The following is a 21270-nucleotide window of genomic DNA, read 5'->3' as shown; positions in this document are numbered from 1 at the left end:
TAAATGGATACTCAAATATAAGCCAAGAAAAAGGTTTTTTATGCTCAAAGTATTGGCGAAATTGCCCCCAGTTTTGTCAAACGCTACAATCAAATAATTAAATGATAGTCATTACTCCGGTAAAAAACTCCTTAGAAACTACCAAGAAGACCATTCAGCATATTTATCAGGCCGAAGGTAATTTTGAGTATTTTGTGTTTAATGACTTTAGCGATGAAGAAACTACCTCTTTTTTAGATGCTAATGCCGCAAAGTTAAACTATAAGCACATAAACCTAGCTGAGCTAGTCAATACGCCTTCACCAAACTACATAACGGTTTTGCGAATGGCTCAAAAAATGGCTTTAGAAAAGAACACGCATTTGCTATTAATAGAGTCTGATGTGCTGGTAGAAAAAAATACCATTTCTGAATTAGCTAAACTTGCCGAAAGTCTAGAAAACGTTGGTATGATTGGTTCTGTTACTGTAGACCAAAATGGAGACATCAACTTCCCATATAAACACATCAAAAAGAGTGACGGCGACTTATTTATCACCAAAAGAAGTTTGAGCTTTTGCTGCACTTTGCTTACGAATAGTTTCTTAAAAGCGTATGACTTTGACACTCTAAACCCTGAAAAAGACTGGTTTGACGTAAGTATTACTAAAATGTCAAGACAGCTAGGTTTTCAAAACTACCTTTCTAATGCCCTCCCGGTGTTACACCTGCCCCACTCTAGCAGACCATGGAAAAATGAAAAATACTCCAATCCGCTGAAATACTATTTCAAAAAGTACTTTTTAGGCAGAGATAAGATTTAAGGGCTCCTTATTCCTTCTTGTACTGAAGTAACCAATCATAAATATTAAGGTTAAATGGGCTATAACTTATCCCCGTCTCTCCAAATTGATTGCCATAAGTTCTAGTCCAAGCGTCATGACCTGCATTATCAAATACTGTTACTTTAGCTATTACTGCAGGGCTATTTCTATTAATTTCATTTACCATCGTTACAGAACCATAATTATTTATCGGTTCCACTGTTTGGTCTTTCGCTCCATGAAAAGCCCATATTGGTGTATTGGTCAAATTTGAAACTATAGAAGCTTCACCACGAGCACTAATTGGGATTATAGCTGCGGCATGACTCTCCTCCCCTTTTTCGCCTACATAATACCAGCAACCTCCGCCTCCAAGGCTTAAACCTGTTAAGTAAATTCGATTGGTATTAATATTATATTTTTCAATAATGTAGTCAATAAAAGAATGAACATCAGCAGATGCCCAATACTGCCCTTCTAACTGAGGAGAAGCCACTATAAACGGAAAAGATGGATTCCATTGCTTCTGTTCTATTAATGCAGGAGGTCCATGCTCTTTTACCACATTTAAATCGGTTCCTATTTCATTTGTTAATTGTCGAGGTCCCCAACCGTGTAAAAAAATCAAAAGCGGATAGCCTTCACCCGACTCCTGATACCCGCCTGGCGTATAAATCATGTGGGCATAAACTGCCTCGGTTTCGTTTAAGAGGTAGCCTTTATGAATCCCTCCTGTATCTTTAGGAAGTCCAAGCAAATCAGTTGAATCGATTTTTAAAGTTGGCACAAAAACCTCATCTGTGATTCTTTTTTTAGCAACCGAATCCGATTCTTTAGCACAAGAAAAAAACAAGAAGACTAGTAAAGCTATTAATAATTTATTCATCGAAATGGTTGGTCTCTTTAAACATGAGATAGATGTAAAAATACCTAAAAAGCCTTAAACTACGATTTGTCATCTCTAAAAGCACATTTATCTATTTATCGTAATAGTTTTTATTCGTAAAATGGCGAGTAAAATAAAATCTGCTAGCTTTACTGTCTAAACCCTATAATTGAAATGAAAAAAATAACGATTGTACTTTCGCTAGCTTTGCTAGTAAGCTTTAGTGAGCTGTCTGCTCAAAAACTTAAAAAGATATTTAACGGAAAAAACTTAGATGGTTGGGTAGTGCCGCAGCCAAATAATGACAACTGGGTGGTTTCTAATGGAATATTAATGGTCACTAGTGACGAAACCCGTAAAGGTGGAATACTGTGGACAGACAAACAATATGAGGACTTTATAGTAGAAGTAGAATACAAGAACGTAAGTGGAAACATAGATTCTGGTATTTTCTTGCGTTCGGAAATTGACCAAATTCAAATCGGAATTTCTGGTTCATTAAAAAGAGATTTAACGGCTTCCCCATATATTCCAGGAAAAAGCTACCCTGTAGAAGCCAGCCTAAAAAGTCTTAAAAAAGATGACTGGAACACCATTAAAGTAAAAGTGGTGGGTGATACTTACACGGTATGGCTAAATAACGAAGAGGTACTTACCTACACATCAGAAGGGATGAAGAAAACTGGCCCAATAGGTATTCAACTTCACCCAAACAGAGACATGAGCATCATGTATAGAAGCATTAAGGCTAGAGAGATTTAGGCTTTAAAAAACTTCTTGAATTTAAAACCACCTCTTTGGGGTGGTTTTCCTCTACATTCAACTAATAATAATCCTAACTTTAAACAAAAAAGCTCCACACGTAGTGCGGAGCAGAGAAAAATCTTCGGCTTATAGCCTTGTTGTGAATAGTCTTTCAATTGCAATAATAAAGAATATTAACTTATAAACACACACCCATGAATAAAACTTTAGGAATTGACCTAGGAACAAACTCAATTGGTTTAGCATTAAGAAACGAAACTACTTTTGACTGGTATGGAGTTTACACTTTCAATAAAGGTGTTGGCGTTGGAAAATCGGGCGAATTTTCATTTGCTGCCGAAAGAACAAAACACCGCTCTACAAGGCGTCTTTATAATGCCAGAAGATACAGGAAGTGGGAAACACTAAAACAACTAATTCAAAACAATCTTTGCCCACTCAAGAAAAATGAACTTGACGCTTGGAAAAACTATACTAAAGGAGTCGGAAGAACATTTCCATTAGATAATGATAATTTTAATAATTGGATAAAATTAGACTTTGATGGAGATGGAACACCTGACTATACATCACCTTACCAATTAAGGAGAGAATTAATCAATACACCTTTAGACTTGTCAAAAGAAGCAAATAGACAAAAAGTTGGAAGAGCGTTATACCATATAGCTCAAAGAAGAGGATTTAAAAGTAGTCGTAAACTCGGAAAAAATGAGGAAGCTGCGATGTATAAAGGAAGCCCAGAAACTAATACAATAGGTAGAAATGAGTACGAAGACTTAATTACCCAAAATGGCTCTTTAGGAGCCGCATTTGCTCACTTAGAGGATTTAGAGGTAAGAATAAGAAATAGATATACCTTAAGAAGTGATTATGAAAAAGAGGTTTCCCTTATTCTTCAAAAGCAAGGTTTAATTGGAGACTCTCTTGAAAACGATATAAAAAATGCGATTTTCTATCAGAGACCCTTGCGTTCACAAAAAGGTAATATAGGAAACTGTACTATGGAAACATCTAAATCTAGATGTCCAATAAGTCATTATGAATTTGAAGAATTTAGAGCTCTAAGTTTCATTAATAACATCAAATATAAAGACCCAGAAACAGGAAAAATGCAAGAACTTCCTGAGTCAATTCGAAAGAGCTTAATGACTGATGTATTCTTAAGGTTAAAATCTTCTTTCCCTTTTTCTGACATAAGAAAGCATATCTTAAAAAAAGGCAATAAAAATTGGCAACTAAACTATAAAACCAATGCAGATAAAGTCAGTGTTTCTGGATGTCCAGTCTCAGCAAGATTAAAATCTGTTTTTGGTGAAAATTGGAAAGAAACGAGAATTCAAACAAAGAAAACCAATATAAAAAATAGGACTGTTGAGTTAGATATTCATGACATCTGGCACCTTCTCTACAGCTATGAAGATGAAGAAAAATTCAACGAATATTTATTAACTGTTCTAGAATTAAACGGAGAACAAATAAAAGGCCTAAACATTCTATGGAACAGCTTTCCTGTCGGCTATGAAAAGCTAAGTCTAAAGGCCTTAAAAAACATCAATCGATTCCTTAATCAGGGACTAATATATACTGAAGCCGTTTTCCTTGCCAAAATCCCTGAAATCCTAGGAGAAAAAACACTTGTCAATAAAAAGGATTTAATCCTAAATGGTTTGAAAGAGGTAATTAAAAATAATCGTATTACTAAACAATCTGTTTCCATCGCAAACCTCTTAATTTCTAATTACCATTTACTGGGTTACAATAAACAAACAAGAACTAACGAAAAGTTTGCATACAAAGACTTTGACTACGAACTGGACGATTCCGACCTTCAAGATGTCTTAGAAGCTTGTATTGAGTATTTTGGTTTAAACTACTGGCAATCATTTAACGAAGACAAGAAGAATGACTATCTAAATTCGGTAAGCTCCCTTTATCAAGCATTCTTTAAAGAAATAAAAAGAAAACATATCAAACCCTCAAAGCTAATAGAGGATATAAAAAAATGGTTAAAATCTAATTTCAATGAAATTAAGCCAACTAACTTTGAAAAGTTATACCATCCATCTCAGATAGACATTTATCCTAGCAATGAGGATACTGAACTACTAAAGAGCCCTAAAACTAGAGCGTTTAAAAACCCTATGGCTTATAAAACCCTCTATCATCTTAGAAGATGTATTAACAATCTAGTAGAGATGGGCAAAATAGATAATGATACCCGAATAGTTGTTGAAGTAGCTAGAGAGCTAAATGACTCCAATATGAGATGGGCTATTGAATCCTATCAAAGAAATAGAGAAGCCCAAAACAGAGAATATTCAATCGCGATTGCTGAACTTATTAAAGACCCCGAGTTTATCGGAAATGCTCACCCCGAGAATGAAACAGATAAAACAAAGTTTAGGCTTTGGCACGAACAATTAGAAAACAGTGATGAAATTTTGAGAACTGTAAATGTGACTAAAGATGCATTAAAAAAATATAGACTTTGGAAGGAACAGCAATGCTTTTGTTTATACACTGGAAAAGCGATCAAACTAACTGATTTGTTCAACAATAACATTATTGATTTTGAACATACCATTCCAAGGAGTCAATCTTTTGATAATTCGCTTGCCAATCAAACTGTTTGCTTTGCCGATTACAACAGAAAGGTAAAAGGCGTTAAAATCCCAACGCAGCTTCCAAACTATTTAAAAGATACAAAAGAAGGTTTAGCTATTTTACCTCGATTGCAGGCTTGGCAGAAGAAAATCGAAAATCTAGATTTAAGAATCAAAGCAACGTTAATTCAAACTAAAAATGCTCAAGACAAAGAGTCAAAAGACCGAGCTATTAGGCAAAGGCATTTACTTCAAATGGAGCACAAATATTGGTACAACAAGGTTGACCGATTTACAAGGGTTGATATTCCAGAAGGTTTTAAAAACAGCCAATTAGTTGATACGCAAATAATTTCGAAATACGCTTTTCATTATCTCAAAACTATTTTTAAAAGAGTTGATATACAAAAAGGTAGCACCACATCAGCATTTAGAAAAATTTACCAATCTGTACCAAAAACAGAGAAGAAAAGTAGAGATAAGCATCATCATCATGCTGTTGATGCTGCCATTCTAACATTAATCCCAACTCCTAAAAAAGCAGGTGAAATACTAAAAAAAGCCTATAAATATGAAGAAGAGAATAGAGGTGCTCAATATCATGAGTCTCCTTTCCCTGGTTTTAAATTCAGTCTCTTAAATAACATAGAAAAAAGTATACTTATAAATAACTTAGCCGATAAAGACCAGTCTCTAACTCCAGCAAAAAAGAAGATCCGAAAAAAGGGACAGATTGTTTTATTCAAAGATACTGAAGGAAACGTCAAGGAAAGAATTATGACAGGTGACTCCATTAGAGGTCAGCTTCATTTAGATACTTTTTATGGGAAAATAAAGGTGGTTCAACGGGATGAAGAAGGGCGACCTATAAGAGACCAGACAGGGGAGTTTATGATCGAGCAAAAAAATGAGGGTTTCAAGTATGTACTTAGAAAACCAATTGAGACTATAAAAAAACTAGATGAATTAGTCGACCCACATTTAGCAAAAATGATAGAAAGGCAATTAATGGGTAGAACATTAGCTCAGACTATAGCCGATGGTGTCTATATGCTAGATAAAAAAGGAGAGCGTGTTAATAAGATTAGACGAGCTAGATGTTGGTCCGCAATATCCGAACCTCTTGAAATAAAAAAGCAAACATACCTGTCTAAACACGATTATAAACATTTTTATTACGCGGCAAATGGAGAAAATTATGCCTATGCTCTCTATGAAGGAATTGTAAAACAAAAAGTTATTCGTGACTTTGAAATAATAAACCTTTTTCAATTAGCTCAACTTTCTAAAATAAATGATAATAATTCAATTGAATTAGAAGAAACAAAGCAAATTAATAAAAGTGGAGATAAACTCAATTTAAGAGCCATACTTAAACCACAAATGAGAGTTATATTCTTTATTGAATCTAGAGAAGAGGTTAAAGAATTATCAGAAGAAGATTTATCTAAAAGGTTGTATTCGATAGTTAAGTTTATGAAAGACGGAAGAATGACTTTTGCCCATCATTTAGAAGCCCGAACCGATGAACAACTACTAAAAGCATTTCCTGAGAAAGAATTTGGTAAAAGAGGTAAAAATGGTTTTTCGCAATTCTCTCAAGATTTTACGGCTCCTAAATTATTACTTGCTAAAAGTAACTTTAACTTTCTAATTGAAGATAAAGACTTCCAAATCACACTTGACGGATCCATAAAGTACCTATTTTAGTTTGGCGTGATATTGGCTAACATACTGATAGCTAACATCCATAGCCATGATAAAACGTACCATTCTTTTAGAAAGCAAAGCTTACTTAAGTACCAAAAACGAACAACTAGTTATTACCTATCCCAATGAGGAACGCACTTCGGTAAGCGTTCCCATTGAGGACTTAGGACTTGTGCTTATAGAACATCGGCAAATTACACTTACTAGCGTTTTGCTAGAAAAACTGATGGAAGCTAAAGTGGCTCTTATAAACTGTAATAGCCATCACATGCCCGCAGGGCAGCTTCTTCCCTACGTAGGTCATACAGAACAATCTGAAAGGTATCGATGGCAAATAGAGGCTAGTTTACCCTTAAAAAAGAACCTTTGGCAGCAAACTATTAGTCAAAAAATACATAATCAAGCCGTATTACTTGAAAACAACGGAGTAGCCACTGAAAACATGAAATACTGGGCTAAATCAGTAACATCTGGAGATGCTCAAAACCACGAAGCTAGAGCGGCCGCTTACTTTTGGAAAAATATATTTGGCAATGTTGGTTTCAAAAGAGACCGTGATGGTGAAGCTCCAAATAACCTCTTAAATTATGGCTATGCTATACTAAGAGCCATTACAGCCCGAGCTATAGTTTCAAGTGGTTTACTGCCTAGCCTTGGAATTCATCATAAAAGTAAGTATAACGCTTTCTGCTTGGCAGATGACCTCATGGAGCCTTACAGACCTTATGTGGATGCAGGAGTGCTAGAACTTATGAATAGCACTAATGACATTTCGGAACTCACCAAAGAGCATAAAAAAGCTTTATTATCCATTCCTGTAGTAAATGTCTTTATAGATGGGAAAGTGAGCCCGCTTATGGTGGCCATGAGTAGAACCACCAATTCGCTGGTAGAATGCTTTAAAGGTGAACGTAGGAAACTTTTAATCCCCGAATATGGAAAATAATTTCTCAAGACTAAATCAGTATAGAAGCATGTGGGTACTTGTTTTTTTTGACTTACCAACAGAAACTAAAAAAGAAAGAAGCATAGCAGCTAAATTCAGAAAAAGTCTGATTAAAGATGGTTTTGACATGTTTCAGTTTTCTATTTACACCCGTTTTTGTGCGAGTAAAGAAAACGCTGTAGTACATGGAGAAAGAGTAAAGAAGAAATTGCCAAAAAAAGGAAAAGTAGGTATCTTAAAAATTACGGATAGGCAATTTGGTCTAATGGACTTATTTATTGGCACTAAACTATCTGAATTAGAGAAACCTATAAATCAATTAGAGTTATTCTAATTTCACTATCCATTTTTCATCCCTAGAAAACTTCATAGACCACAACAGACCAGCCCTTTATAGGCAGGTCTGTTGAGAATCACCTCTAAAAATAGAGAATTGAAAGCTATTCACAACCACGTGTAATTCCTTAACTCTTTTATTAAGTTGAGAATCACCTCTAAAAATAGAGAATTGAAAGCTATTCACAACACACTAGAAGTTCCCCTTATTTGATATTTCGTTGAGAATCACCTCTAAAAATAGAGAATTGAAAGCTATTCACAACTGTCTGTTTTCATGTCGTTATCCTGTATAAGTTGAGAATCACCTCTAAAAATAGAGAATTGAAAGCTATTCACAACTTTGCAGGCTTCCAATTCTTCCATTAATCGTTGAGAATCACCTCTAAAAATAGAGAATTGAAAGCTATTCACAACTTCACTGTACCCTCCTGCTCCACGGCAGGCGTTGAGAATCACCTCTAAAAATAGAGAATTGAAAGCTATTCACAACAAAGCCGTAGCACTCGCCCTACTTACTAAAGTTGAGAATCACCTCTAAAAATAGAGAATTGAAAGCTATTCACAACAGAGCTATGAAAAAAGTATAAAACCATTAAGTTGAGAATCACCTCTAAAAATAGAGAATTGAAAGCTATTCACAACTATGAGCCACTATAGTGGTACTCTCGTGCAGTTGAGAATCACCTCTAAAAATAGAGAATTGAAAGCTATTCACAACACGGCGAAGTTCCATCCTGCATTGCCGGGTGTTGAGAATCACCTCTAAAAATAGAGAATTGAAAGCTATTCACAACTCTGGCTAGTTCTTTGTTCTTTTTTGTTACGTTGAGAATCACCTCTAAAAATAGAGAATTGAAAGCTATTCACAACTTCTTGACTTGGTAGGGTTGGCTTTAATGGTTGAGAATCACCTCTAAAAATAGAGAATTGAAAGCTATTCACAACTTTGGCGTGGTTTGCCAAGCAAAACGAGTGTTGAGAATCACCTCTAAAAATAGAGAATTGAAAGCTATTCACAACACCCTGAATTTATAACTGGCCTGTTTAGTGTTGAGAATCACCTCTAAAAATAGAGAATTGAAAGCTATTCACAACACCTACAATATCAAGGGGATAATGTCTAGGGTTGAGAATCACCTCTAAAAATAGAGAATTGAAAGCTATTCACAACTATAGATTTGTGCACAAATCTTATCAACAGTTGAGAATCACCTCTAAAAATAGAGAATTGAAAGCTATTCACAACATAGGCTCAGTTACTAGTAAAGGTTCTTATGTTGAGAATCACCTCTAAAAATAGAGAATTGAAAGCTATTCACAACATATTGACACATCAGGATATACACACATAAGTTGAGAATCACCTCTAAAAATAGAGAATTGAAAGCTATTCACAACTCCTCTATCTTGTTTAGGTAAATTCCATGGTTGAGAATCACCTCTAAAAATAGAGAATTGAAAGCTATTCACAACTCGCCAAGGCATTCCGTTTTTTTATCCATTGTTGAGAATCACCTCTAAAAATAGAGAATTGAAAGCTATTCACAACAACAGAGCCAGAAGGAGAAAGAAGGAAAGAGTTGAGAATCACCTCTAAAAATAGAGAATTGAAAGCTATTCACAACTCAACTGCGGCTATTATACCTCCTATACTGTTGAGAATCACCTCTAAAAATAGAGAATTGAAAGCTATTCACAACTACTTTTTTCATCTTAATAGTTGGTTTGAGTTGAGAATCACCTCTAAAAATAGAGAATTGAAAGCTATTCACAACTTTAGATTTAGGTGTGATGTTCTGGTTCTAGTTGAGAATCACCTCTAAAAATAGAGAATTGAAAGCTATCAATATAAAAAACCACCCTTGAAGGTGGTTTTTTTATTGATAATCTGTGTAAGGCACCTGCATTAGGTGTTCCGTATTTTACTTCTTATTCGTAAAAAACTACTTCACCATTATTTATATCATACATGGCACCAACTATTTTTATTTCACCATTTGATTCCATTTCTGCTAATACAGGGCTATCTTTTCTGATATTATCTATAGTCAACAGTACGTTTTTAGCAGATACATTATCCACAAATTCCATATTTTTTGAGTTACGTATGCTTGGGTCTTTAGGCTCTGTAATGGCGTCAACAGCAGGTTTTATTTTAGCCAACATTCCAGTAAGGTTACCAAGCTTTGCATCATCACATGCTCCCTTTACGGCACCGCAGGCAGTATGACCTAATACTACTACTAGTTTGGTTCCTGCCAGTTTACACGCAAACTCCATGCTACCAAGAATATCTGGATTCACAAAGTTTCCGGCAATACGTATGCTAAAAATATCACCTAAACCTTGGTCAAAAACCAACTCAGCAGAAACCCTAGAGTCAATACAGCTCAAGATAGTAGCAAATGGAAACTGTCCATCGCTCGTATCGTTTACCTGCTCTAGCAAATTTCTATTTGCTTTTAGATTATTCTGAAATCTAGCATTTCCTTCTTTAAGGTATTCTAATGACTTTTGAGGCGTCATGGTAGCCTGTGTCTCTTTTGTATGTGCTTTCATATTATTTTATGTTTTTTAGTTTACCTGTTTTTCTTTTAGTTATGAAAAGTTCTCTATAGCTAGGTGGATTATGGATAGTCCCACTTTCTCTAATTAGCTCTATACTTATGTCTCTTTCTTTAGCTTTAATAACAAAATCTTCTAAAATTTCTACAATGTCATAGTCTAAAAACTTTGTTTGCCTAACGTCTAATTCTAAATGTGAATGATGCGGTAGGTTCTCCAGTTCATATAAGATAGCTCCTTTATTAAAAAACGTAACTTCTTCGGCAAGAGCCATTTTGATTTTCCCACCTTTCCCGTTTTCCTCTTTGTGTAAGAAATGTGAGTTTTGATAGCTTCTGAAAAGGATAACAATAACACCAACTGCCAAACCTAATCCAATACCAAAAAGTAAATCTGTAAGGACAATTCCTAATATAGTTACGATGAAAGGAACAGATTGGTGCCAGCCAAGATTATACATTTGTTTAAACAAGGCTGGTTTAGCAAGTTTATAACCTACCACTAAAAGTATAGCGGCCAATACAGAAAGCGGAATCATGTTTAACAGCCCTGGAATTACTATTACCGAGGTAAGAAGTAAAAAGCCGTGAAGTATAGCCGACATTTTTGATTTACCGCCAGATTGAATATTGGCAGAACTACGCACAATCACCTGTGTAATAGGCAAACCACCTATTAAACCAGATATAATATTTCCTGTACCTTGGGCTAAAAGCTCTCTGTTGGTAGGAGTTACATTCTTATGTGGGTCTAGTTTGTCTGTGGCTTCCACACTTAATAGCGTTTCTATACTTGCCACTAGTGCAATAGTAAAAGCAACCACCCAAATCTGATGGTCCGTAATGGCAGAAAAGTTTGGAAAGCTAAACTGCCCTAAAAAAGAAGCCGCATCTTCAGGAATAGGAACACTTACCATGTGTTTTCCTCCAATAGACAACACTTCACTGCCTTTGGTTAAAACATAAAAGAGAATACCTGCAGCTACCGCTACAAACGGCCCTGGAATTATTTGAAATATTTTTCCTTTTTTACTAAGTACGCTATCCCAAACAATTAGAATAAACAAACTCATAACGCCAACTAAGGCAGCTCCTGGATGTATGTTACCAAGCATGGTAAACAGTTCTGAGAAGGTGTTACCACCATCAATTTCAAAAAACTCAAGGTCCCAAGCCGAAGCTTCGTCATATCCAAAGAAGTTAGGAATTTGCTTAAGGATAATGATTATACCTATACCTGTCAGCATTCCTTTAATAACAGAGGAAGGGAAATAATGGCCAATAACCCCTGCTTTCAAAAAACCAAATATTAACTGAATAATACCACCAAGAACTACTGCCACAAGGAAGTTTTCATAGCTACCTAAGGTACCAATGGCTGAAAGTACGATGGCTGCTAGACCAGCCGCCGGGCCACTCACACCTAAATTAGAACCACTGAGAGCACCCACTACTACACCACCCACTATACCAGCTATCAATCCAGAGAAAAGAGGAGCACCACTAGCAAGTGCAATACCAAGGCACAAAGGCAAGGCCACAAAGAAAACGACAACACTCGAAGGGATATCGCTTTTTAAATTTGAGAATAGATTGTTCATTTTTATAAAGTTTGATAAAAAACCTCGGCAAATATACTAACACTATTTAAAATGATAGTAATACTATCTAAAATAATAGTATTTTTTTTCCTTAGATTTGCAATCGCAAAAAAATGAGCCTTACTTATTCTTTTGAAAGCAATAAAATGAGCGTAGAAATAAAAATATCGTTAAATAAGGGTTTATACATCAAAGAACCCCAAGATTCCAAACTTGGTAGAAAAATCATCCAATACAGCATAGTTATGATTGAAGAGTTTGGTTTTGAATCTTTTACTTTCAAAAAATTGGCTCAGAAAATAAACTCTACGGAGGCTTCTATTTATAGGTATTTCGAGAATAAACACCTATTACTAATCTATCTAGTAAACTGGTACTGGGAGTGGGTTAGTTACCTTATCAGCATAAATACCCTTAACATAGATGACCCTAGAAAAAAACTTAAGATTATCATCCATTCCTTTGTTTCTGCTTTTATAGAAAACCCTAATGTAGCATATGTGAATGAGAGTAAACTGCACAACATCGTAATTTCCGAAGGTGTGAAAGCATATAGGACTAAAGAGGTTGACAAGGAAAACTCTAAAGGTTTTTTTAGTGGTTATAAAAATCTAACTAATACGGTTTCTCAGGTAATCTCAGAGATTAACCCAAACTTCAAATACCCTTTTGCATTAGCCGCAAACCTATTTGAGATGTCAAACGATCACATCTATTTTGCAAATCACCTTCCCAGCTTAACAGATATTTCTGTCCAAGAAAATGACTTCAATGAGGTAGAAACAATGATGAATCATTTTGCCGAAAAGTTATTAAGCGAATAGTTAAGGGTTTAAATCCTCTATTAAAAGCTAATCACCCAAGAACGTCATCTTATATTTGCCAATGTCTATCCTGCTCGCTTAGGTCAGTTTTAGATTAAATAGTTCTGAGACGAAAGCCTCCATTAATATCTTCCCTCAGCAAAGTCTCTCTGTCTGCCGACAAGAAGGCCTTAGGAAAGTCATCACAATAGGTAATTTTAGTCCTGCATCTTAAAAACAAAAATAACACATTCTGTATATCCGCCTGCTCAGAACTAAGATCTTGATATTGGCTCGGTTTCAAATAAATATTATCTATGAGATAAATTAATGAAGTATGGAGAATTTTATATTAAAGTAAATTCCGTTTTCCAGCATAAGCCTCAATTCGTTTATTCATAAAAAATCAAAGAATAATATGATTATTCCACTCCTTTTGAAATCTTATTCTTAAATTTTGCCTTCTTATAATAAACATCAACAAATGACAAAATACCCTAAACTCCTAGAACCTTTAGACTTAGGCTTTACTACGCTAAAAAACCGTGTTTTAATGGGCTCCATGCATACTATGCTGGAAGACCTTCCTGGCGGCCATGAAAAACTAGCAGCCTTTTATAGAGAAAGAGCAAAAGGACAAGTGGCCCTTATAGTAACAGGGGGAATAGCCCCTAGCAAAGAAGGTTTGGCATTGCCTTTTGGCGAAGCTTTAGATACCGAAGAAAAAGCAGAAGAGCATAAAATAGTAACCTCCGCAGTGCATGAAGAAGGCGGAAAAATCTGTATGCAGATACTGCATGTAGGCCGTTACGGTTATACAGAAAACAATGTTTCTGCCAGTGATACCAAAGCTCCTATTTCTCCTTTTCCTGCCAGAGGTTTAACTGGGGAAGAAGTAGAAAAAACCATAGAAGACTACGTCAACTGTGCAAAAATGGCTCAATATGCCAATTATGATGGTGTTGAAATAATGGGTTCTGAAGGTTATTTGATAAATCAATTTATAGTAAAGAAAGTAAATAAACGAACCGACAAATGGGGAGGCTCTTATGAAAACAGAATTCAGTTTCCTTTAGAAATAATCAGAAGAACTAGGGCTGCGGTAGGCGATAACTTTATCATCATTTATCGTCTTTCTATGTTAGACTTGGTGAAGGACGGCAGTACTTGGGAAGAGGCTGTGCAACTCGCCAAAGAAGTAGAAAAAGCAGGAGCTACTATTATTAATACAGGTATCGGTTGGCATGAGGCTCGCATTCCTACCATAGGTACGGTTGTACCAAAAGGTGGTTTTGCGTGGGTTACCAAAAGAATGATGGGCGAAGTAAATATTCCGCTTATAGCTACCAACCGTATCAATATGCCCGATGTGGCAGAAAACATTTTGGAAGAAGGCTGTGCCGACATGGTTTCTATGGCTAGACCTTTTTTAGCAGACCCTGAGTTGGTCTTAAAAGCCATGGAAAATAGACCTCAAGAAATCAATACTTGTATAGCCTGTAATCAGGCTTGCCTTGACCATACGTTTACCATGCAGGTTTGCTCTTGCATTGTTAATCCTAGAGCATGTCATGAAACGGAGTTAAATCATTTGCCTACTACCCAGAAAAAGAAAATAGCTGTGGTAGGTGCTGGACCTGCAGGTTTGGAATTCTCCACAACCGCGGCTAAAAGAGGACATGAGGTACATTTGTTTGAGGCGGAGCCACAAATAGGCGGTCAGTTTAATATGGCTAAAGAAATTCCGGGGAAAGAAGAATATGCTCAAACCATCCGCTATTTCGGTGAAATGCTAAAGAAGTTTGGCGTCAATGTGAATTTAAATACCAAAGCCACTTTAGAAAAGCTGTCAAATGCTAATTACGACGAAATCATTTTGGCAACTGGCGTGAGCCCGAGAAAGATAAAAATTGAAGGTGCAGACCATCCAAAAGTATTAAACTACGCCGATGTTCTATATAAAAAGAAACCTGTAGGAAAACGTGTGGCTATTCTGGGTGCAGGAGGAATTGGCTTTGATATGGCAGAGTACCTCGCTCACGACATGTCGCACGATTCCGTAAGCCTAAATGTAGAAGATTACATGAAAGAATGGGGTGTCGACATGACCTATCAGCATGAAGGTGCTTTGGCAGAAGCTGCCCAACCACTACCCTCGCCTCGTGAAATTTACTTATTAAAGCGTTCGTCAGGAAAGCACGGAAAAGACCTTGGTAAAACCACAGGTTGGATTCACCGCTCTAGTTTGGCCATGAAAAAGGTAAACCTTATTGGCGGAGCCAAATACCTAAAAATAGACGACGAAGGACTTTATATAGAAGTAGATGAACAAGTACAAGTTATCCCTGTTGACAATGTGGTAGTTTGTGCCGGACAAGAGCCGCTGAGAGCTATGTTTGAAGAACTTAAGGCTGCTGGTAAATCTGTGCATTTGATTGGCGGAGCCAATATAGCCGCTCAGTTAGATGCCAAACTTGCTATTAAAGAAGCCGCTGAGCTGGCCACAAGTATTTAAATTTCGTAGTAAACACTTTGTTTCAAAAGACTCTATATACTTTATATGGAGTCTTTTTTATGAAAACTATACTATTTGGTCGTGATTTAGACGAAAAATTGCGACTTAATATGATTTATCCCTACCCACTAAGGTCAAATTAATATTAGTAAGTATAATTGTAAAGAAAATACTTTTTGTCAATCTATTGACCTAAAAAAATCTACTCTATTCAACCCAAAACGAACTATGAAATACTTAAGCCTAATCACTCTCTTTATCTTAGGGTTTTCTTGTAAACCAACAGAAAAACAAGCTCAACTTGTTGACTACGTCAATCCGCTAATTGGTACTGCCGCAGCTACCACCGAAAGTGCTCTAGAACATGGAGAAAACAAAGAGAATAATGCTCAAGTAGTTCCTTACGTTACCACTCCTTTTGGTATGACCAACTGGACACCACAGACGAAAGACACAGAGAAAAAATGTTTGGCTCCTTATTACTACACAGATTCCCTTTTTCAGGGTTTTAGAGGAAGTCACTGGCTAAGCGGTTCATGTGTTCAAGATTATGGCAGCATGACCATTATGCCTATTTCAGGCCCCTTAAAATGGCTACCAGAAGAAAGAGCAAGCACTTTTAGCCATGATACAGAAAAAGCGAATCCTTACGCTTATGAGGTGTATTTAAATGATTATGGGATAAAAGCAGAACTAACCGCTACTAAAAGAAGTGGTCTTTTCAAATTCACTTTTGAAAAAGAAGGTGAAGCACATTTAGTGCTAAACCCAAACTCTGATGAAGGAGAAGGCTATGTCAAAATAAACAAAGAGACCAATGAAATAGTAGGTTATAATCCTGTACACAGAATATACCAAGGCTGGGGTGAATCTGCTGGTTTTAGCGGTTATTTTGTAGCTCAAATAGAAAGGAATTTTGACAAATCTGGCGTTTATAGTGGTAGTGAGGTTTTAGAGAATCAACTGGAAATAAAAGACCAAAAAGACATTGGTGCTTATGTTTCATTTTCTGCCGAAAAAAACGAGGTTGTTTATGTTAAAATAGGTACCTCATTTGTCAGTATTGAGCAAGCTCGCAAAAACCTTGAAGCTGAAACCACTTCCCTTAATTTTGACCAAGCCCAAAAAAACCTTCAAGAAGCTTGGGAAGGCCTATTATCAAAAATTGAAGTAGAAGGTACCGTAAAAGACGACAAAGTGAAGTTTTACACGGCATTGTACCATAGTTTTTTACAGCCACGAACCTATAATGATGTGGACGGCTCCTACCCTAGTTTTGCCGGAGGCTCTCAAATACTTAACAGCGGAAAAGGCGATTATTTTAGCGACTACTCTATGTGGGATACTTACCGTGCCTCGCATCCGTTATTCAGTATTTTAAAACCAAAAGCCAGTGCTGATATGATGCAGAGCCTTTTCTCTATGGCAGAGCAAGGCGGCTGGTTGCCTATTTTCCCATGTTGGAACAGCTATACCAGTGCTATGATTGGCGACCACGCCATCACCACCATAGCTGATGCATACATGAAAGACCTAATTGACATTACTGATGAGCAGTACAGTTTCTTATTAAAAAATGCTTTTGAGTCGCCTGAAACCATTGAAGAATATAAAAACGGTAAAGGAAGAAGAGCTTTAGCGTCTTACTTAAAACATGGCTACATTCCTTTAGAAGATAAAGTATTGGAGTCTTTCCATAAAGGTGAGCAGGTTTCTAGAACCTTAGAATACTCGTTTGATGATTTTGCTTTGAGCCAAATTGCCAAGAAAAAGGGCGATGCTAAAAACGCTGAGATACTAAGAAAAAGAGCGTTAAACTATGCTAACGTATATAGCCCTGCCGACTCTACGGTGAAAGGGAAATTTGCCGATGGTAACTTTACCGATAATTATAATAAGTATACCAGAATGCCTTATATCACTGAGGGAACGCCTTATCAATACACTTGGTATGTACCGCATGATGTAGCTGGTTTAATGGAAATTATGGGTGGTGAAACGGAGTTTAACGCTAACCTAGATAGATTTCATGCAAAAGGGCAATACTGGCATGGAAACGAGCCTGGGCATCAAATTCCTTTCTTATATAACTACTCAGGTCAAGCATGGAAAACGCAGAAACTAGTGTCTGACATTATGCGAAAAGAATATAGTGCTGAAATAGGAGGGTTGAGTGGAAATGATGATGCCGGTCAAATGTCGGCTTGGTATGTGTTTGCGGCTATGGGTTTTTATCCTGTGAGTCCATCTGTACCTGAATATGTCATTTCAGGACCAAGATTCGATAAGCTTACCCTAAGCCTTGAAAGCGGTAATAAACTTGTTATTAATGCACCAGGTGCTAGTGAAGGTAAAATCTATATTAAATCACTTACCTATAATGGTAAAGAAATGGACAAGACATTTTTAAGTCACTTTGACCTAATGAATGGCGGAGAACTAAACTTTGAGATGAGCGATGTACCAAATAAAGAATGGGGTACAGCTACCAGCACAAGGCCTTTCTCGCTAAAAAATGATTAAAAATTAGGCTCTGCTTAAATCCATTTTTTTCAAAACCTCTTCGGCTTCCATGAATTTGGCATCACTCATTCGTCTATTAGAGCGAGAAAGATTTCTGGCTTCTTCTAGTAATGACATGTACTTGCCGTAGAGTTTTTCTTCTTCCGTTTTCTTTTTGAAAATGCTAAACATATTTTTAAAATTTAATGGCAGATAAACCGCCGTCTACATGTATAATTTGACCAGTTACCCAACTGGATTTATCACTAAGTAAAAAAGCTGCTGCTTCCGTTATATCGTTTACCGAACCTATCCTCTTTAAGGGATTTTTCTCGGCCTGTGCTTCTTTTTTAACAGCTGTATTAATCAGCCTATTGGCCAATGGCGTTTCTGTTAGCGACGGAGCTATTGCGTTAACTCGTACACTAGGAGCTAGTTCTGCTGCCAAGGCTCTTGTTAAACCTTCTAAAGCCCCTTTTGAGGCCGACACTTGACTATGAAAACTAAAACCTTGCTGCACCGCAATGGTTGAAAAAAACAAGACGGATGCTTTATTCGATTTTCTAAGATGAGGTAAAATTGACTTCAGTATCTCTGTTGCCCCCACCACCTGAAGCCTATAATCCTCTAATAAATCTTCCGCACTAAAACGTGCAAAAGGTTTCAGATTAATACTGCCTGGGCAATATGCAAAACCATCAAGACTTTCAGGCAAAACATCTAAATCTAGCGAATCACTTAACACATCTAGCTTTCGATAAATGACATTGTCAAAATCCTCTTTTTGAGTAGTATTAAATGTACTGTAAACCGTATGCCCTTCTTGACTAAGCTTTGTAACCAAAGCCAAACCTATACCCGAAGAACCACCAATTACAAGAAAACTTGACATCTGTTTCTTTTTGTTTAATCAAATGTACTATTTATTAAACAATAATCTATTCGGAGTTCTCTTTTTTTTCATTTTTTTATTTTCTATTTCAAACCTGCCACCTTTTTGTTTCAAAAATCTATCAATGTTTACTCTAGCAATAGTTAATTTGCGATTATGAGAAGTTCCAAAGAATCACTAGTAGAGAAGGAAAAAAGCAGAGAAGACCTCGGTTTTGGAACTAAAGCGACCAGCGAACAAGCTCGTTTGGTAAATCCAGATGGTCAGTTTAATGTTAGAAAACTTAATCAATCTTTTGAAGCCAAAAGCAATATCTATCATCGCTTGATTAGAATGCACTGGCTAAAGTTTGGGATATTGATAATCCTATTTTACCTCTTTGTCAATCTTATTTTTGGAGCCATTTACTATGCCATTGGTGTAGAAAAACTACATGGTATTTCGCAGGAAGATGGTTTATCCGATTTTTGGGAAGCCTTTTTCTTTTCTAGTCAAACACTCACCACAGTAGGTTATGGTAAAATTAGTCCCGCTGGTTACCTCACTAGCTCAGTAGCCGCTGCTGAAGCTATGTTTGGTTTGATTATTTTCTCCATCATGACAGGTTTGCTCTATGGTAGGTTTTCTAGACCAAATCCGAAACTCATGTTTTCTTCCTCGGCCATTATAAGTCCTTATTTAGATATCAATGGTCTAATGTTTCGTATTGCGAATGAAAAGCACAACCAACTAATGAATGTGAAAGTAAATTTCATTTTCTCTAGAAACGAGACAAATGAGCAGGGAACAGTAAGAAGATATTACAGTCTAGACACTGAACGGTCTACTGTACTCTTTTTACCTACTGCCTGGACAGTGGTGCATCCTATTACCAAAGAAAGTATACTCTATGGAGAAACTGCCGAAAGCCTGAAAAAGTGTGATGGCGAGTTTATAGTATCTATAGAAGCCATAAATGACACCATGACCGACCCCGTACATGTCAGGAAATCTTATTTATACTCAGAACTAAACTGGGGAGCAAAGTTTAAAACTATGCTTAAGCCTGTGAATTCAGAATATGTACTTGACCTATCTAAAATAAACGAAGTGGATGATATGGAATTAAACGTCTATTAGTTATTCGCCAGCTCACTTACCGCATTCCAAGCCATTAAGCCCATTCCTATTTCTATGGCGTTTTCGTCTACATTAAAAGTAGGTGTGTGTACACCAGAAACTATTCCTTTGGCTTCGTTTCTAGTACCTAATCTATAAAAACAAGAGTCTACCACTTGAGAGTAAAACGCGAAATCTTCCCCTGCCATCCATAAGTCAAGGTCTACCACGTTTTCTTTACCCATATAAGCCTCCGCTGCTTTTCTAATTTTTCTTGTCAACTCAGGATTGTTTTCTAAGTATGGATACCCTCTTATAACTTCAAATTGACAAGTAGCTCCCATAGACTCAGCCATGGTTTCTGCCATTTTTTTGATAAGCCCTAGGCCTTTTTCTCGCCATTCTTCATTCATGTTTCTAAACGTACCGTCAATCTTGACTTCGTTCGGAATAACGTTAGTAGCACCTAAACCCACTATTTTACCAAAGGTCAAAACAGACGGATTGGTAGGTTTTCTGTTTCTTGAGACTATTTGCTGCAAAGCAACAATAATGTGCGAAGCCACTAAAATAGGGTCAATGCATTGGTCTGGGGCTGCTCCATGTCCACCCTGCCCTTTCACTGTCAAATAAATTTCATCTGTACTAGCCATATACATGCCCTCTCTAAAACCTATTTTCCCTACAGGAATATTAGGAGCCACATGTTGCCCAAGCATACCATTAGGTCTTGGGTTTTCTAAAACACCTTCTTTTATCATGATAGAAGCTCCGCCTGGTGCTTTTTCTTCAGCAGGCTGAAAAACCAATTTGACAGTTCCTTCAAATTCGTCTTTTAGAGCTGTCAATATCTTAGCTGTGCCGAGTAAAGATGTAGTATGTACATCATGCCCACAAGCATGCATCACACCCTCATTCTTCGATTTATAAGAAATATCGTTTGCTTCAAAAATCGGTAAAGCGTCCATATCAGCTCGTAAACCCACTACTTTCTTAGAAGGGTTTCTGCCTTCAATAAGAGCTACTACACCTGTACCTGCAATACCATGCTCAGGCTTTAAGCCCATTTCAGTCAATTTCTCAACAACAAAAGCAGAAGTTTCATGCTCATGAAAAGACAGCTCAGGATTAGCGTGTAAATGCCTTCTAATGGCTACGGAGTCTTCAAATTGGTCGGCGGCTAAACCTTTGATTTTGTCTATCAGATTCATAAAACTTAATTTTTGCTATGCAAAACTACTGG

15 protein-coding genes and 1 CRISPR repeat array are annotated in these 21270 nt (G+C 36.6%); of the genes, 9 read left to right on the top strand and 6 right to left on the bottom strand.

The annotated features are described in order from the left end of the window. The first annotated feature begins 101 nt into the window (after window positions 1-101). Window positions 102-803 (top strand): glycosyltransferase, encoded by a 702-nt coding sequence (locus tag AC0L6O_RS09535; RefSeq protein WP_473308104.1) that lies wholly within the window; start codon window positions 102-104, stop codon window positions 801-803. Between the two features lie 7 nt (window positions 804-810). Here the strand turns inward: AC0L6O_RS09535 and AC0L6O_RS09530 are convergent, their stop codons facing one another. Beyond that, window positions 811-1689, bottom strand: a complete 879-nt coding sequence (locus AC0L6O_RS09530) for a carboxylesterase family protein (RefSeq protein WP_473308103.1) — start codon at window positions 1687-1689, stop codon at window positions 811-813. 174 nt (window positions 1690-1863) lie between these two features. Here AC0L6O_RS09530 and AC0L6O_RS09525 point away from each other — a divergent pair, with 174 nt between their 5' ends. The 4 genes from AC0L6O_RS09525 (at window position 1864) to cas2 (ending at window position 8047) form a co-directional block, all read left to right on the top strand. Further along, window positions 1864-2451 carry a 3-keto-disaccharide hydrolase gene (locus AC0L6O_RS09525; protein WP_473308102.1) on the top strand — a complete coding sequence of 196 codons (588 nt, stop codon included), beginning with the start codon at window positions 1864-1866 and terminating at the stop codon, window positions 2449-2451. Between the two features lie 197 nt (window positions 2452-2648). Beyond that, window positions 2649-6767 carry a type II CRISPR RNA-guided endonuclease Cas9 gene (gene cas9, locus AC0L6O_RS09520; protein WP_473308100.1) on the top strand — a complete coding sequence of 1373 codons (4119 nt, stop codon included), beginning with the start codon at window positions 2649-2651 and terminating at the stop codon, window positions 6765-6767. 46 nt (window positions 6768-6813) lie between these two features. Beyond that, a complete protein-coding gene (gene cas1 / locus AC0L6O_RS09515) occupies window positions 6814-7713 on the top strand; it encodes a type II CRISPR-associated endonuclease Cas1 (protein WP_473308098.1) in 900 nt (299 codons plus the stop codon). Continuing rightward, window positions 7703-8047 carry a CRISPR-associated endonuclease Cas2 gene (cas2, locus tag AC0L6O_RS09510; RefSeq protein WP_473308096.1) on the top strand — a complete coding sequence of 115 codons (345 nt, stop codon included), beginning with the start codon at window positions 7703-7705 and terminating at the stop codon, window positions 8045-8047. The genes cas1 and cas2 overlap by 11 nt, the downstream gene beginning before the upstream one ends. A 71-nt stretch (window positions 8048-8118) precedes the next feature. Further along, window positions 8119-9903: a CRISPR direct-repeat array (repeat unit 46 nt; unit sequence GTTGAGAATCACCTCTAAAAATAGAGAATTGAAAGCTATTCACAAC). A gap of 78 nt (window positions 9904-9981) precedes the next feature. On the opposite strand, the gene AC0L6O_RS09505 is transcribed toward cas2, so the two are convergent. Both AC0L6O_RS09505 and AC0L6O_RS09500 read right to left on the bottom strand, forming a co-directional pair. Beyond that, window positions 9982-10611: a carbonic anhydrase family protein gene (locus tag AC0L6O_RS09505; protein ID WP_473308094.1), complete on the bottom strand. Its 630-nt coding sequence runs from the start codon at window positions 10609-10611 to the stop codon at window positions 9982-9984. Window position 10612: 1 nt separating this feature from the next. Next, window positions 10613-12217 carry a SulP family inorganic anion transporter gene (locus AC0L6O_RS09500; protein WP_473308093.1) on the bottom strand — a complete coding sequence of 535 codons (1605 nt, stop codon included), beginning with the start codon at window positions 12215-12217 and terminating at the stop codon, window positions 10613-10615. Between the two features lie 146 nt (window positions 12218-12363). Between AC0L6O_RS09500 and AC0L6O_RS09495 the strand changes: the two genes are divergently transcribed. The 3 genes from AC0L6O_RS09495 to AC0L6O_RS09485 all read left to right on the top strand — a co-directional run bounded on the left by AC0L6O_RS09495 (window position 12364) and on the right by AC0L6O_RS09485 (window position 18058). After that, entirely contained in the window at window positions 12364-13041 is a 678-nt protein-coding gene (locus AC0L6O_RS09495) for a TetR/AcrR family transcriptional regulator (RefSeq protein WP_473308091.1), read from the top strand. A gap of 463 nt (window positions 13042-13504) precedes the next feature. Beyond that, the gene (locus AC0L6O_RS09490; RefSeq protein WP_473308089.1) at window positions 13505-15535 is read left to right on the top strand and encodes an oxidoreductase; all 2031 of its coding nucleotides are present in this window, start codon (window positions 13505-13507) and stop codon (window positions 15533-15535) included. A gap of 228 nt (window positions 15536-15763) precedes the next feature. Then, window positions 15764-18058: a GH92 family glycosyl hydrolase gene (locus AC0L6O_RS09485; protein WP_473308088.1), complete on the top strand. Its 2295-nt coding sequence runs from the start codon at window positions 15764-15766 to the stop codon at window positions 18056-18058. Between the two features lie 3 nt (window positions 18059-18061). Here AC0L6O_RS09485 and AC0L6O_RS09480 read toward each other — a convergent pair whose 3' ends face one another. After that, on the bottom strand, window positions 18062-18229 hold the full coding sequence (locus tag AC0L6O_RS09480; RefSeq protein ID WP_473308086.1) for a Lacal_2735 family protein: 168 nt from the start codon (window positions 18227-18229) through the stop codon (window positions 18062-18064). A gap of 4 nt (window positions 18230-18233) precedes the next feature. Next, on the bottom strand, window positions 18234-18929 hold the full coding sequence (locus AC0L6O_RS09475) for an SDR family NAD(P)-dependent oxidoreductase (RefSeq protein WP_473308085.1): 696 nt from the start codon (window positions 18927-18929) through the stop codon (window positions 18234-18236). A gap of 156 nt (window positions 18930-19085) precedes the next feature. Here AC0L6O_RS09475 and AC0L6O_RS09470 point away from each other — a divergent pair, with 156 nt between their 5' ends. After that, window positions 19086-20048, top strand: coding sequence for an ion channel (locus tag AC0L6O_RS09470; protein ID WP_473308083.1), 963 nt, complete (start codon window positions 19086-19088; stop codon window positions 20046-20048). Here AC0L6O_RS09470 and AC0L6O_RS09465 read toward each other — a convergent pair. Beyond that, window positions 20045-21238 (bottom strand): M20 metallopeptidase family protein, encoded by a 1194-nt coding sequence (locus AC0L6O_RS09465; protein WP_473308081.1) that lies wholly within the window; start codon window positions 21236-21238, stop codon window positions 20045-20047. The genes AC0L6O_RS09470 and AC0L6O_RS09465 overlap by 4 nt on opposite strands. Between the last annotated feature and the right edge of the window lie 32 nt (window positions 21239-21270).

The sequence above is a fragment of the Arcticibacterium sp. GJ41-1 genome (assembly GCF_055808875.1).
The sequence above is the reverse complement of the archived record's forward strand: the minus strand, read 5'-3'. Positions and strand labels throughout refer to the sequence as shown.